The organism is Roseateles asaccharophilus, assembly GCF_031458115.1.
GTDB classification, from domain to species: domain Bacteria; phylum Pseudomonadota; class Gammaproteobacteria; order Burkholderiales; family Burkholderiaceae_C; genus Pelomonas; species Pelomonas asaccharophilus_A.
The window spans coordinates 522,040-535,229 of record NZ_JAVDXV010000001.1 but is presented as its reverse complement, the minus strand read 5'-3'; the positions used below and the strand labels follow the sequence as shown (position 1 = coordinate 535,229).

12 protein-coding genes are annotated in these 13,190 nt (G+C 69.6%); 8 read left to right on the top strand and 4 right to left on the bottom strand.

What is annotated here, in order from left to right; all coding sequences use genetic code 11:
- Position 1: 1 nt before the first annotated feature.
- The gene (locus J2X21_RS02370; RefSeq protein WP_310324396.1) at positions 2-2,365 is read right to left on the bottom strand and encodes a UvrD-helicase domain-containing protein; all 2,364 of its coding nucleotides are present in this window, start codon (positions 2,363-2,365) and stop codon (positions 2-4) included.
- A gap of 137 nt (positions 2,366-2,502) precedes the next feature.
- On the opposite strand from J2X21_RS02370, the gene J2X21_RS02365 reads away from it, so the two are divergent.
- A complete protein-coding gene (locus J2X21_RS02365) occupies positions 2,503-3,234 on the top strand; it encodes a DUF481 domain-containing protein (protein WP_310324393.1) in 732 nt (243 codons plus the stop codon).
- A gap of 9 nt (positions 3,235-3,243) precedes the next feature.
- Here J2X21_RS02365 and J2X21_RS02360 read toward each other — a convergent pair whose 3' ends face one another.
- Entirely contained in the window at positions 3,244-3,600 is a 357-nt protein-coding gene (locus J2X21_RS02360; protein WP_310324388.1) for a hypothetical protein, read from the bottom strand.
- Between J2X21_RS02360 and J2X21_RS02355 the strand changes: the two genes are divergently transcribed.
- The 6 genes from J2X21_RS02355 (at position 3,599) to J2X21_RS02330 (ending at position 10,402) form a co-directional block, all read left to right on the top strand.
- Positions 3,599-4,534 carry a bifunctional helix-turn-helix transcriptional regulator/GNAT family N-acetyltransferase gene (locus J2X21_RS02355; protein ID WP_310324386.1) on the top strand — a complete coding sequence of 312 codons (936 nt, stop codon included), beginning with the start codon at positions 3,599-3,601 and terminating at the stop codon, positions 4,532-4,534. The genes J2X21_RS02360 and J2X21_RS02355 overlap by 2 nt on opposite strands.
- Positions 4,535-4,662: 128 nt before the next feature.
- Complete coding sequence (locus J2X21_RS02350) at positions 4,663-6,897, top strand: putative bifunctional diguanylate cyclase/phosphodiesterase (RefSeq protein WP_310324383.1); 2,235 nt, start codon at positions 4,663-4,665, stop codon at positions 6,895-6,897.
- A 92-nt stretch (positions 6,898-6,989) separates the two neighbouring features.
- Positions 6,990-7,676, top strand: a complete 687-nt coding sequence (locus tag J2X21_RS02345) for a sensor histidine kinase (protein WP_310324380.1) — start codon at positions 6,990-6,992, stop codon at positions 7,674-7,676.
- 11 nt (positions 7,677-7,687) lie between these two features.
- Positions 7,688-9,301 carry a response regulator gene (locus J2X21_RS02340; protein ID WP_310324378.1) on the top strand — a complete coding sequence of 538 codons (1,614 nt, stop codon included), beginning with the start codon at positions 7,688-7,690 and terminating at the stop codon, positions 9,299-9,301.
- A 25-nt stretch (positions 9,302-9,326) separates the two neighbouring features.
- Positions 9,327-9,725: a YchJ family protein gene (locus tag J2X21_RS02335; RefSeq protein WP_310324376.1), complete on the top strand. Its 399-nt coding sequence runs from the start codon at positions 9,327-9,329 to the stop codon at positions 9,723-9,725.
- Positions 9,722-10,402: a pseudouridine synthase gene (locus tag J2X21_RS02330; RefSeq protein WP_310324373.1), complete on the top strand. Its 681-nt coding sequence runs from the start codon at positions 9,722-9,724 to the stop codon at positions 10,400-10,402. The genes J2X21_RS02335 and J2X21_RS02330 overlap by 4 nt, the downstream gene beginning before the upstream one ends.
- On the opposite strand, the gene J2X21_RS02325 is transcribed toward J2X21_RS02330, so the two are convergent.
- Positions 10,399-11,154 (bottom strand): substrate-binding periplasmic protein, encoded by a 756-nt coding sequence (locus J2X21_RS02325; protein ID WP_310324371.1) that lies wholly within the window; start codon positions 11,152-11,154, stop codon positions 10,399-10,401. The two genes, J2X21_RS02330 and J2X21_RS02325, sit on opposite strands and share 4 nt — an antisense overlap.
- Positions 11,155-11,250: 96 nt before the next feature.
- On the opposite strand from J2X21_RS02325, the gene J2X21_RS02320 reads away from it, so the two are divergent.
- Positions 11,251-12,120, top strand: coding sequence for an ADP-polyphosphate phosphotransferase (locus J2X21_RS02320; protein WP_310324368.1), 870 nt, complete (start codon positions 11,251-11,253; stop codon positions 12,118-12,120).
- Here the strand turns inward: J2X21_RS02320 and J2X21_RS02315 are convergent.
- On the bottom strand, positions 12,117-13,190 hold the full coding sequence (locus tag J2X21_RS02315; protein WP_310324364.1) for a WD40/YVTN/BNR-like repeat-containing protein: 1,074 nt from the start codon (positions 13,188-13,190) through the stop codon (positions 12,117-12,119). The genes J2X21_RS02320 and J2X21_RS02315 overlap by 4 nt on opposite strands.

Genomic DNA, 13,190 nt, shown 5'->3' with positions numbered 1-13,190 from the left:
GTCAATCAATCGGCGTCAATTTCGCCACCGACAACGCCAGCCACTTCGTGCCATGCCGGCCGAAGTTCACCTGCGCGCGCGCATCAGCACCCGCGCCTTCCAGCGTCAGCAGCACACCCTCGCCGAACTTGGTGTGGAACACGCCCTTGCCCACGCGCAGGCCGCCGTGCTCTTCCGACACCTTGGGCTTCATGCTGGCCGGCACCGGAGGCTCCACCCAGGCGGGCTTGGCAACATTGCCCGCGCCCACCATGCCCTTGAGGCCCGATCCGCGCTGCCAGGCGTTCTGGTACTCACGCGCAAAGCCCGAGCCGAAGCCCTGGTTGCGTGGTGTCAGCCACTTCAGCGCCTCTTCCGGCAGCTCGTCGAAGAAGCGGCTCTTGATGTGATAACGCGTCTGCCCGTGCAGCATGCGCGTCTGGCAGAAGCTGAGTGACAGCTTCTTGCGGGCGCGCGTGATGGCCACGTACATGAGCCGGCGCTCCTCCTCCAGCCCGTCGTGGTCGGACATCGCGTTCTCGTGCGGGAACAGGCCTTCTTCCAGGCCCGTGATGAACACCGCGTCGAACTCCAGCCCCTTGGCCGAGTGCACGGTCATCAGCTGCACGGCATCCTGGCCGGCCTGCGCCTGGTTGTCGCCGGCTTCCAGCGAGGCATGCGTCAGGAAGGCCACCAGCGGCGACATGATCTCGCCGGTCTCCGCATCGGGCACCGAGCCCGGCGCACCCGGCTGCGCCACCTCGTCCACCGGCAGGCCCACAGCGTTCTTGCCAAAGCCCTCCTGCATGACGAAGGCCTCAGCCGCGTTGACCAGTTCGTCCAGGTTCTCCAGCCGCTCGGCGCCGTCCTTGTCGGTGCGGTAGAAGTCCAGCAGGCCGGAAGTCTCCAGCACCTGCTCGATGATCTCGCGCAGCGTCATGCCCTGCGTCAGGTTGCGGGTCGAGTCGATGAGGTTGGTGAAGGCCTGCAGGTTGGCGCCGCCCTTGCCCTGAATGGCGCCCACGCTCTGGTACAGGCTGCGGCCCGAGGCCTTGGCGGCGTCCTGCAATGTCTCCAGCGTCTTGGCACCGATGCCGCGCGTCGGGAAGTTGACGACGCGCAGGAAGCTGGTGTCGTCGTTGGCGTTCTCCAGCAGGCGCAGATAGGCCAGCGCGTGCTTCACCTCGGCACGCTCGAAGAAGCGCAGGCCGCCGTACACGCGGTACGGAATGCCCGAGTTGAACAGCGCCGATTCGATGACGCGCGACTGCGCGTTGCTGCGGTACAGCACCGCGATTTCCTGCCGGTCCAGCCCGGCGCGGTGCAGGCCCTGGATCTCCTCGATCAGCCACTGCGCCTCAGCGAAGTCGCTGGGCGACTCCTGCACGCGGATGGGCTCGCCCTGGCCGGCATCGGTGCGCAGCGTCTTGCCCAGCCGCTGGCTGTTGCGGCTGATCAGCTCGTTGGCGGCATCCAGGATGTGGCCGAAGCTGCGGTAGTTCTGCTCCAGCTTGATGACCTTCTTGACGCGGTACTCGCGCTCGAAGTCCGCCATGTTGCCGACGCGCGCGCCGCGGAAGGCGTAGATGCTCTGGTCATCGTCACCCACCGCCAGCAGGCTCTGGCCGGTGCCGGAGCCCGGCGGCGCGAACATCTTCAGCCATGCGTACTGCAGCTTGTTGGTGTCCTGGAACTCGTCGACGAGGATGTGGCGGAAGCGGTGCTGGTAGTGCTCGCGCACCGCCGCGTTGTCGCGCAGCAGCTCGTAGGAGCGCAGCATCAGTTCGGCGAAGTCGACGACGCCCTCGCGCTGGCATTGGTCTTCGTAGTTGGCGTAGATCTCGACCAGCTTGCGCGTCTGTTCATCGTGCGGGATCACGTCGCCGGGGCGCTGGCCGTCTTCCTTGCAGCCGGCGATGAACCAGCCGACCTGCTTGGGCACGAAGCGCTCCTCGTCGAGGTTCATCGCCTTGATGACGCGCTTGACGGCCGACGTCGTGTCGCTCGCGTCCAGGATCTGGAATGCCTGCGGCAGATGGGCCAGCTTCCAGTGCGCGCGCAGGAAGCGGTTGCACAGGCCGTGGAAGGTGCCTATCCACATGCCACGCACATTGAACGGCAACATCGTGGACAGCCGCGCTTGCATCTCCTTGGCGGCCTTGTTCGTGAACGTCACGGCCATCACGCCGCCGGGGCTGACCTGGCCGGTGTTCAGCAGCCAGGCGATGCGTGTGGTCAGCACGCGGGTCTTGCCGGAGCCGGCGCCGGCCAGGATCAGCGCCGGTTCCGGGGCCGCCGTGACGGCGGCGAGCTGCTCGGGGTTGAGGTTGCGCAGGAGGGGGCTGGAAGCAGCGTCGGCCATCGCGCCGACAGGGGAGGAATTCATGCCGGCATTTTAAAGAGGCGCCCCGGACACGCCTGTGCCCACGCCCGGTGCTTGCCGTTACAGACCGGCCGGCACCCGCGGCGATTTGATGGCGATGGGTGGGGATACTGCCGGCTCCCTCGCAGTACGTCCCTCCGATGACCCGCTTCAAGATCGTTCTCGCCGCCCTCGCCCTCACTTCGCAAGCCGCCTGGGCCCAGGACACGCCCGACGGCCAATGGCACGGCGGCCTCAGCGTCTCCGGCGCGCTGGCCAGCGGCAACACCAGCAGCCACACACTGGCCGCCAATGCCGACGGCAGCCGCGCCACGGCCGACGACAAGATCAGCCTCTACGGCATCGCCAACTACGGCCGCAACAAGGTCGACGGCATCAAGACCACCACCGCCGACCTGCTGCGCCTGGGTGGCCGCTACGACTTCAACCTCGGCACGCAATGGTTCTCGTTCGGCAGCGCCGAAGGCGAGACCAACCGCGCCGGCGGCGTGCGCGACCGCTACAACCTCAGCGGCGGTGTCGGCTACCACGTGGTCAAGACCGACGCCCACCTGTGGGACGTGTTTGGCGGTGCCGGCTATACCGACAGCCGCTTCACGGACGGCAGCCGCGCCAACGGCGTGCAGGTGCTGCTGGGCGAGGAGTCCAGCCACAAGCTCAGCGAGGCGACTTCGCTGAAGCAACGTTTCGTCTACTACCCCGACGGCGGCGAGCTGGGCGACCGCGCCACCTTCGACGCCGGCCTGGCCACGCGCATCAACGGCAGCTGGACGCTGAATGCCGGGCTGTCCAGCCGCTATGCCGAACGCGTGCCGGTTGGCACAAAAAAGACCGACAACCTCTTGACCATGGGCTTTGGCTACAAGTTTTGACGCCGGGGCTCACCGCCCTCGTCTCACCTTGCCCGCCCGGCCGGCCTTGGACCATTCATAAGCCTCGCCATCCGGCGTGCGCCCACCCTCCACGGCCGACACGCCGGCCTTGCCGACGTGGTCCGCCAGCTCGGTGGAGATGCTGACGTGCGCATGCCCGGCCCGACGCCGGTCCTCGGCCCAGGCCAGCGCCTGCGTCAGCTCGGTACCGGCGAAGAACTGGCACGCCGGCTGCGCCTCATCACCCTGCCCCTCCAGCCAATAGACCACGATGCCCAAAAGAAATCTCCCGCGTTGAAGGTCAGAGAGTAGTCGGCCAGTCAATTGATTGCCAAAAGCAACCATTTTCCAGACAATGCCGGCCATGAGTACCGAGCAAGCCCTGGACGTCCGCGCCTTCAACCGTTTCTACACGCGCCGCATCGGCATGCTGGCGCCCACGTTGTCGGGTAGCGAGTTCACGCTGCCCGAGGCGCGCGTGCTGTGGGAGCTGGCCCACCACGCACCGGTCAGCGCCGCGGCGCTCAGCAAGACGCTGCAGCTGGATGCGGGCTACCTGAGCCGGCTGCTGCGCGGGTTGAAGGGCCGCGGCCTGCTGGCCGAGCAGGCCCATCCCAGCGACGGCCGCCAGCGGCTGCTGAAGCTCAGCACCGCCGGCAAGCGCGCCTTCGCGCCGCTGGACCGTGGCAGCCAGGCCGAGACCGAAGCGCTGCTGGCGCCGCTGTCGACACCGCAGCGCCAGGCACTGGTGGGCGCGATGTCGCGCATCCAGTCCGTGCTGGAGCCCGACGCCGCCGCACCCGTGGAGCTGCGCCCGCCGCAGCCCGGCGATCTGGGCTGGATCATCCAGCGCCATGGCGCCGTCTACGCGGCCGAATACGGGCTGGATGCGCGCTTCGAGGCGCTGGTGGCGCGCATCTGCGCCGACTTCGTCGACCACCTGAAGCCCGAACGCGAAGCCTGCTGGATCGCCGCGCGCGGGGCCGAGCGGCTGGGCAGCGTGATGCTGGTCCAGGCCCGCGATGAAGCAAGCGGCCGCCTGCGTCCCGGCACCGCCCAGCTGCGCCTGCTGCTGCTCGAAGCGCACGCGCGGGGTCTGGGCGTGGGCAAGCGGCTGGTGCGCCAGTGCAGCGACTTCGCACGCGCCGCCAGCTACAAGCGCGTTGTGCTGTGGACCCAGCAAGGCCTGACCGCGGCCCGGGCGATCTACGCGGCAGAGGGCTACCGGCTCATGGACAGCGAGAACATGCGCAGCTTCGGCCAGCAGGTCGTCAGCGAGCGCTGGGAGCTGACGCTCTAGGCTGCACGCCGCACCAGCGCTGTGCGGCCCGCCCGGCCGGTGCACGCCGAAAGGGATTGCCCAGGGGAAAACCTTGGCATGCGAATTGCGCGTGCCCGCGCATGACGACAAGAGAAGAGGGGACCCAGGTGCCTGCATTGGCCCTGCGCGGTGGCAGCCACGCGGACGCGCAGGCGGACCTGGAGCGCGCCGCCGGCTTCGGCCAGTGGTGGTACGACCCGCTGACCGGCCAGAGCCTGCTGTCGCCCGCCGCGCGCGACTACCTGGAGATGCCCGGCGACACCGCCGACAGCCTGGACGCCTGCTTTGGCCATGTCTTCGAGGAAGACCTGCCCGAGCTGATCCGCCTGTGGACCGGCGCGCAGGCCCAGCGGCCGCTGGACGTGCGCGTCATCGGCCTGGCGCACGGCATGCGCTGGCTGCGCGTGACGCCACTGCCGGCCGACCCGGCCCGGCCGCGCTGGCGCCACGGCCTGCTGCAGGACATCACCGACGTGACCCACGCCGCCGTGCGCGAGCGCCTGGGCTATGCGCTGACCGAGTTCCTCATCGGCACGCACACGCTGCAGGACGCCATCATCAACGTCATCCAGCTGATCTGCCGCAACCTCGGCTGGGAATGGGGCGCCTACTGGAGCATGGAGGGCGGCGAGGCCGACGGCCAGCTGTGCTGCAAGCACTTCTGGCATCCGCCCGACCGCGACCTGGAGCAGTTCAGCGCCATCAGCGCGGCCCTGGGCATGCTGCCGGGCGACGGGCTGGTGGGCCGCGTGTGGGCCAGCGGCAATGCCGAGTGGGTGGAGGACATGTCCTCCGACAAGCGCTTCCTGCGCCGGCGCAGCGCCAACATGTGCGGGCTGTGGTCGGGCTATGTGTTCCCGGTCACCTATGTGTCGGACGACGGCGAGCGCCACCGGCCCGGCGTGCTGGAGTTCTACAGCAGCCTGTCGCGCCAGCCGGACGCGCAGCTCCCCAAGGTGTCGGCCACCATCGGCGCGCTGATCGCGCAGACGGCCCAGCGGCTGGAGACCGAGTCCGTCATCCGCCGCCTCGCCGAGGTCGACGAGATGACCGAGCTGGACAACCGCGGCTACTTCTATGCCCAGCTCAACCGCCACTGCGCACTGCACCAGCGCCAGGGCGGGCACTTCGCGCTGGTGTTCATCGACCTGGACCGCTTCAAGCCCATCAACGACGCCTTCGGTCACGAGGCCGGCAATGCGGTGCTGCAGGAGTTCGCGCGCCGGCTGCGCATGCTGGCGCCGCCGCCGGCGCGCGTGGGCCGGCTGGGCGGCGACGAGTTCGCCGTGCTGGTGCCCGACAGCGGCGACAGCGCGCACCTCGCCGCGCTGGTGGATGCCATCCTGGCCGCCGCCAGCCAGCCCTTCGCTTACGAAGACGTGGCGCTGAACGTGTCGGCCAGCATCGGCGTGGCGCGCTTCCCCGAGAACGGCCTCAGCGGCCCCGAGCTGCTGCGCAGCGCCGACGCGGCCATGTACCGCGTGAAGCAGAACGGCCGCAACGGCGCCAGCGTGTTCTCCACCAGCAGCCCCGACACGCTGGCCGCGCAGCGCGCCAAGCTGGCCCAGCGCCTGTCCATCGAGGCCGAGCTGCGCGAGGCCTTGCTGGCCGGCCACCTGCGGCTGGCCTACCAGCCCATCATGGACATCGCGTCCGGCCAGCTGCACGGCGTGGAGGCGCTGGTGCGCTGGCGCAAGCCCGACGGCGAGATGATCGCGCCCGACGTCTTCATCCCCATCGCCGAGCAGAGCGACCTCATCATCGACATCGGCCGCTGGGTCATGCGCCAGGCGCTGCGCGACCTGGCCTCGCTGCAGGGCGGCGCACTCGCGCGGCTGAAGGTGCACGTGAACATGGCGGCCAGCGAGTTCGTCAGCGGCGCGCTGCCGGACACGCTGCGCTTCATGTCCGACGAGCTGGCGCTGCCGACCTCGCAGGTGGTGCTGGAACTGACCGAGAGCATGCTGATGCGCCAGCCCGAGCAGGTCAGCCGCGTGATGCACCGGCTGCGCGAGATCGGTTTCGAGATCTCGCTGGACGATTTCGGCATGGGCCATTCGTCACTGGCGATGCTGAAGAGCCTGCCCATCAGCTCGCTGAAGATGGACCGCAGCTTCGTGCGCGACCTGGCCAGCGGCGAGCGCGACCGCGCCATCGCCGAGACCATCCTGGACCTGGGCCATCACCTGCGCCTGGAGGTCATTGCCGAGGGCATCGAGGACGCCGCCCAGCTGGCCGTTCTGCAGGCCTGCGGCTGCCGCTTCGGCCAGGGCTATCTGCTGGGCCGGCCGCTGCCGCTGGACGAACTGGTGCTCGCCTTCCCCGACGGCCGGCCGCGCTGACCTTCGCTCCCGCTAACGCCCCGGCGGGCGTACAGTGCCACGCACGAGGTCATCCGACCGGCGCCAGCACCGAGGGAGTGGAAAGGCGAGCGATGAACATCTCCACCTTCGTGGCGGCCGCGGCCCACGACATGAAGAACTCGGTCAGCGTGATTGCCGCGTATCTGGAGGACGCGCTGCAGCAGCTGGCCCGCATGGACGCCACGCCGTCGTCCGGCGCCGCGCTGTCCACGGCCCAGGCGCTGTACGAGACGCAGCGCGTCAACGGCAACCTCGTGCAGCTGATGGCCATCTACAAGCTCGAGGAAGGCATGTACCCCTTCGAGCCCGCCGAGGTCGCGCTGGACGAGTTCGCGGCCGAGCTGCTGGAGCGCGTGCGGCCGCTGGCCCGGCTCAAGGGGCTGGACGTGAGCTGCCAGACCGAGGACGGGCTGGAGGCCTGGGTCTTCGACCACGACCTGATCGGCAGCGTCGTCACGCAATCCATGTTCAATGCCGTTCGCTATGCCGGCCACGCGGTGCGGCTGTCGCTGCGCGTGCGTGACGGCTGCCTGGAGATCGAGGTGGCCGACGACGGCGAGGGCTTCCCGGAGTTCATGCTGGAACAGGGCTTCCCGTCGCGGCAAGGCATCGACGTGCGCACCGGCAGCACCGGGCTGGGCCTGTTCTTCTCGCGGCTGGCCGCGGGCCTGCACCGCCATGGCGAGCGCAGCGGCAGCACCCGCATCGCGAATGGCGGCGAGCTGGGCGGCGGCTGCTTCGTCGTCATGCTGCCCTGACGGAGCACCACATGGATGCTGATCCCCTGCGCACCCGCAGCTTCCTGCTGGTGGAAGACTTCGAGGCCATGCGCAGCGTGCTCAAGGGCCTGCTGTTGCGCTGCGGCGCACAGCGCGTGGACACCGCCAGCGACGGGCACGAAGCCAGCCGCATGCTGAACGCCAAGAGCTACGACGTGGTCATGTGCGACTACGACCTAGGCCCCGGCAAGAACGGCCAGCAACTGCTGGAGGAGGCGCGGCTCAAGGGCTGGATAGGGCCGGCGTCGGTGTGGCTGATGATCACCGCCGAGAAGACCAGCATCATGGTTTCGGCGGCCGCCGAGGATGCGCCCGACGACTACCTGCTCAAGCCCATCACCGAAGGCCTGCTGCAGACCCGGCTGCTGAAGCTTGTGGAGCGCAAGGCCTCCATGGCCGGCATCGCCGCCGCGATGAAGGCGCACGACTGGCGCCGCGCGCTGCAGCTGTGCAGCGAGCAGCTGAGCGCCGGCAACCGCAACGTCGCCGAGATCCTGCGGTTGCAGGCGCTGCTGCACCAGAAGCTGGACGAATGGCCCAAGGCCCAGGCCGTTTATGAAAGCGTGCTGAAGCGTGGCCCGCTGGCCTGGGCCAAGCTGGGCCTGGCGCAGGTGCGGCTGCACGCGGGCGACCAGCCTGCCGCGCTGGCGCTGCTGCAGGACATCGTGCGCGACCATCCGCAGTACCTGGACGCCTACGACGAGCTGGCCGACCTGCTGGCCGACCAGGGCCAGGCCGAGCAGCAGCTCGCGCTGCTGGACCGCGCCGTCAAGCTGTCGCCCAACTCCGCGCAGCGCCAGGCGGCGCTGGGCAAGGTGGCGCTGGCACAGGGCCAGCGCGACATGGCCGAACGCGCGTTTACACGCTCCATCAAGCTGACCGAACACAGCGCCATCCAGAACGTCGAGCCCTTCCTGGGCATGTCGCGGCTGCACTGCGAGGCCGGCGCGCCCGACGAGGCCCGCAAGATGATGGCCTCGCTGACGCAGCGCTACGACGGCCGCGACGTGCAGCTGCTGGCCCGTGCCGAGGAGGTGCGCGCGCTGCAGGCCGCTGGCGATGCTGACGGCGCCACGCGCCTGGCCACCGAGCTGGCCGCCATGAGCGCCGATGCCAACAGCCCGGCCTCCGCGCAGACCGCGCTGCGCATCGCCGAGACGCTGATGGAAACCGGCCAGGCCGATGGCGCCACACAGCTGCTGCAGTACGTCACGCGCAACAACTACGACGACGAGGCGCTGCTGCGGCGCACGCAGCGCGCTTTCGACAACCTGGGCATGGGCGCCGCCGGCGGCGAGCTGGTGGCTGCCGCGAAGCGCCAGGCCACTGACGCGATGAAGGACGGCGTGCGCCTGCTGAGCCAGGGCGACCTCGCCGGCGCGCTGGCCAGCCTGCGCGGCGCCAAGACCGCGATGCCGCGCAACGGCCGCGTGCTGCTGAACTTCGCCGCCGTCGCGCTGACCTGCATGGATCGCCAGGGGCGCACCTCCGAGCTGGAGGCCGAGGTGCGCGCCAGCATCGCCACCGCCCGGCTGCTGCGGCCCGACGACACCCGCGCCGACGATCTGCTGAAGCAGCTGGCCAAGCTGGCCGGCGGTGCCTGATGCCTTAGTGCATCATGGGCCGCCTATGAATGTTTCCGACCCCTGCCCCTGCGGCCTCGCACGGGCCTACGGCAGCTGCTGCGGCCGCCTGCACGCCGAGCATGCTGCGAATGGCACGCTGGCCGCACCCGCGCCCGAGGCGCTGATGCGCTCGCGCTATGCCGCCTTCGTGCTGGACCTGCGCCCCTACCTGCTGGCCAGCTGGCATGCCAGCACCCGGCCCGCCGACCTGGAGCCGCCCGAGCCCGGGCTGAAGTGGCTGGGGCTGGACGTGAAGCGCAGCGCGCTGCAGGACGCCGACCACGGCACCGTCGAGTTCGTCGCGCGCAGCAAGCTCGCGGGCCGCGCGCACCGGCTGCACGAGGTCAGCCGCTTCGTGCGCGAGCGGGGCGAGTGGTTCTACGTGGACGGCGACCTCTCTTGACGCTGACCGTCCTGCACCTCGACCAGCACCTCGTCGCCATCGACAAGCCACCGGGGCTGCTGGTGCACCGCACGCAATTGGCCGCCGGCGAGGACGAGGCCGCGTTACAGCTGCTGCGCGACCAGTTGGGCCGCACGGTGTGGCCCGTGCACCGGCTGGACCGCGGCACGTCGGGCGTGCTGCTGTTCGCGCTATCGGCCGAGGTGGCCTCGCTGCTGGGCGCGATGTTCGAGCAGGGGCTCATGGACAAGCGCTATCTCGCGCTGGTGCGCGGCTGGCCTGGCGAGGACCAAGGCCTCATCGACCACCCGCTGGCGCGCGACCCCGAACTGCCATCGGCCGGGCAGAACATGCTGGACGCGCAGACGCGCTGGCGCGTGCTCAAGCGGCTGGAATGGCCCATCGCAACAGACCCGCGCTTCGCCACCACACGCGTCGCGCTGCTGGAGGCCGAACCGCTGCAGGGCCGGCGCCACCAGATCCGCCGCCATCTGAAGCACATCGCCCACCCCATCCTGGGCGATGCAACGCACGGCAAGGGGCCGCTGAACCGCGCCGTGGCCGCGCATCTGGGCGTGCAGCGGCTGTGGCTGCACGCCGAGCAATTGCGTTTGATGCATCCGGTGAGCGGCATGGCGCTGGCGCTGCAGGCCGCGCCCGGCGCGGGCTGGCCCTAACGCGGTTTCGCCGATGCCGCCAGCCAGCGGTTGCGGATGCGTTGCAGCTCGCCCTGCGCCTCCAGCCGCTGTATGGCCTGGTCGAACGCCTTCAGCTGCGCTTCGCTCATGGACTTGCGGCTGAGCTTGTAGGTGACCGGGCCACGCACCACGTCGAAGGGCAACTCGACGAGGCTCACGCCGGCCGCGCGCGCGGCGTGGGCAATTGCGACGCTGTCGCCCAGCAGCACGTCGCCGCGGCGCAGCGCCATCAGCTGCACGCCCTTGGCGTAGTCCTCGAACCAAGTCAGCAGCCCCTGCGCGTTGAAGTCGTTGATGACGGGCACGCTGACCGGCCCGCGATGCGTGACCAGCCGCAGCCGCGCGCGCAACAGGTCGTCCATCGAACGGGCCTCCTGCTGCGCCTCGCTGGCGCGCATGAAGGCACCGAAGACTTCTTCACGATACGGCCGCGTGTACCAGGCCTGGTCGGTGGGCACGGGCGTCGCGGCGATGAGCAGGTCCAGCTCGCCGGCCGCCAGCATGGGCATGCGACGGTTGCGCGGCACCCCGCGCACATAGCTGACACGACAGCCGGCAGCCTGCGCCACGGCGGCAAGCAGCTCGGTCTCCAGTCCGGTGTGGCGACCGTTCGCGTCGATGAAGGAGTAGGGCCTCCAGTCCTCGAAGGGCACGTGCAGCGCCCGTGTGCAGCCCGCGGTCGCCAGCAGCGGCGCGCACAGCAGCAAGGCGATCAGCGTGCGTAGCGGCATGGGTGGATGCTAGCCCGCCGAGGCGGGCAAAAGTCCTACATCCATGGCACGCGGCGCGACATAGGCTAGGAGCGTTCGAGACTTCAGGATAGCGCCGTGCCCATCGCCACCGAAACGTTCCGCGTGCCCGCCGGCGGTGACCGGCTGAAGCTGAGCCGATGGGCCACCCGCGTGGCGCCGCTGTACCGCGACAAGGACGATTACGAGGAGCAACTGGATGCGCAGGTCAAGCGCCTGGCCGAACAGCAGGGCCTGCTGTATGCCCACAACCGCTACGCGCTGCTGCTGATCTTCCAGGCCATGGATGCGGCCGGCAAGGACGGTGTCATCAAGCATGTGATGTCGGGCGTGAACCCGCAGGGCTGCCAGGTGTTCAGCTTCAAGCACCCCAGTGCGCAGGAGCTGGAGCACGACTTCCTGTGGCGCACCACGCAATGCCTGCCCGAGCGCGGCCGCATCGGCATCTTCAACCGCTCGTACTACGAGGAGGTGCTGATCGTGCGCGTGCATCCGGAGATCCTGAAGGCCCAGAACCTGCCCCGCGAGGCGGCCCGGCCGCCGCACCTGTGGCAGCAGCGCTTCGACTCCATCAACGCGCTGGAGCGCCACCTGCACCTGAACGGCACGCGCGTGTTGAAGTTCTTCCTGCATCTGTCCAGGGAGGAGCAGCGCGAGCGCTTCCTCGCGCGGCTGGACGACCCGGCCAAGAACTGGAAGTTCACACGCGACGACCTGGCCGGGCGCGAGTGCTGGCCGCAATACATGCGCGCCTACGGCGACGCGCTGGCGGCCACCAGCAGCGAGCACGCGCCGTGGTACGTGGTGCCGGCGGACGACAAGCGCAACGCACGGCTCATCGTGTCGCGGGTCATCACCGACACGTTGGCCGGGTTGAAGATGAGCTACCCGACGCCGGCCTGGAGTCCCGATGAGCTGAAGGACTTCCGCAGGCAGCTGAAGGCCTAGCCGAACTTGACCGCGTACACGGGTGGCAGATGGGCCGACACGGCCTGCCAGCTGTCGCCCGCATCGCCGCTGGTCCACAGGCCGCCGGTGGTGGAGCCCATCACCAGCTGCACGCCGCTGTCGTCCACGGCCAGGCCATGGCGGTAGATCAGGTCATAGCAATGCTGCTGCGGCAGGCCGGCGCGCAAGGCCTCGAAGGTCTTGCCGCCGTCTCGCGTGCGGGTCACACACAGCGCGGCGTCCACCGGGATGCGGCGCTCGTCCTTCACGCCGGGCACGAACCAGGCCGTGTCGCCGTCGCGCGGATGAGCCGCCACCGCGAAGCCGAAGCTGGACGGCTGGGCCTTCAGTTCGGTCCAGTTGGCGCCGTTGTCGGCGCTGCGGAAGATGCCGTTGTGATGCTGGCACCACAGCACGTCGGGCTCGTCGCGGCAGCGCGCGATGAGGTGCGGGTCCTGCGTGTTCTCGTCGCCGGCCTGGTCGGGCGGCATGAAGTCGGCGCGCATGCCCTTGGCGCTCAAGCACCAGCTCTTGCCGCCGTCCGTCGTGCGCCAGGCGCCGCCGCAGGAGATGCCCAGCAGCAGTTCGTCGGGCCGGTCCGGCCGCGGGCAGATGGAATGCAGTGCCGGCGACTCGCTACCGCCGCCAAACCAGCCCAGCCGCAGCGGATCGTTCCACAACGGCTCGTTGAGCTGCCAGCTCGTGCCGCCGTCGGCGCTGCTGAACAGGCCGCCCGGCAAGGTGCCGGCCCAGATCAGGTCGCCCGCGCGCTCCAGCGCCCAGATGTTCAGCAGCTTCCATTCGGGGCCTTCGGCACCTTCGGGCTGCGGCGGGTAGGTTGGCACGCCCACCTCGTGCCAGCTTTTGCCGGCGTCGTCCGACGCCTGCAGCTTGGTGCCGAAGTGGCCCAGGTTCAGCGCAGCCAGCATGCGGCCGGACGCGTCCGGCGGCAGCAGCATGCTGACCGGGTCGGCCAGAAAGCTGACGTTCTCGATCTGCCAGCCGCCCGCGCGGCGGCGCAGTTCGAACAGGCCCTTGCGGGTCGCGGCCCAGGCGCGGTCTTGAGTCAT

Bases quoted from the DNA above. Each gene is read 5' to 3' on its own strand.
- J2X21_RS02355 (WP_310324386.1), top strand. From the start codon at position 3,599: ATGAGTACCGAGCAAGCCCTGGACGTCCGCGCCTTCAACCGTTTCTAC.
- J2X21_RS02335 (WP_310324376.1), top strand. From the start codon at position 9,327: ATGAATGTTTCCGACCCCTGCCCCTGCGGCCTCGCACGGGCCTACGGC.
- J2X21_RS02370 (WP_310324396.1), bottom strand. From the start codon at position 2,365: ATGAATTCCTCCCCTGTCGGCGCGATGGCCGACGCTGCTTCCAGCCCC.
- J2X21_RS02340 (WP_310324378.1), top strand. From the start codon at position 7,688: ATGGATGCTGATCCCCTGCGCACCCGCAGCTTCCTGCTGGTGGAAGAC.
- J2X21_RS02325 (WP_310324371.1), bottom strand. From the start codon at position 11,154: ATGCCGCTACGCACGCTGATCGCCTTGCTGCTGTGCGCGCCGCTGCTG.
- J2X21_RS02360 (WP_310324388.1), bottom strand. From the start codon at position 3,600: ATGGCCGGCATTGTCTGGAAAATGGTTGCTTTTGGCAATCAATTGACT.
- J2X21_RS02345 (WP_310324380.1), top strand. From the start codon at position 6,990: ATGAACATCTCCACCTTCGTGGCGGCCGCGGCCCACGACATGAAGAAC.
- J2X21_RS02315 (WP_310324364.1), bottom strand. From the start codon at position 13,190: ATGACTCAAGACCGCGCCTGGGCCGCGACCCGCAAGGGCCTGTTCGAA.
- J2X21_RS02365 (WP_310324393.1), top strand. From the start codon at position 2,503: ATGACCCGCTTCAAGATCGTTCTCGCCGCCCTCGCCCTCACTTCGCAA.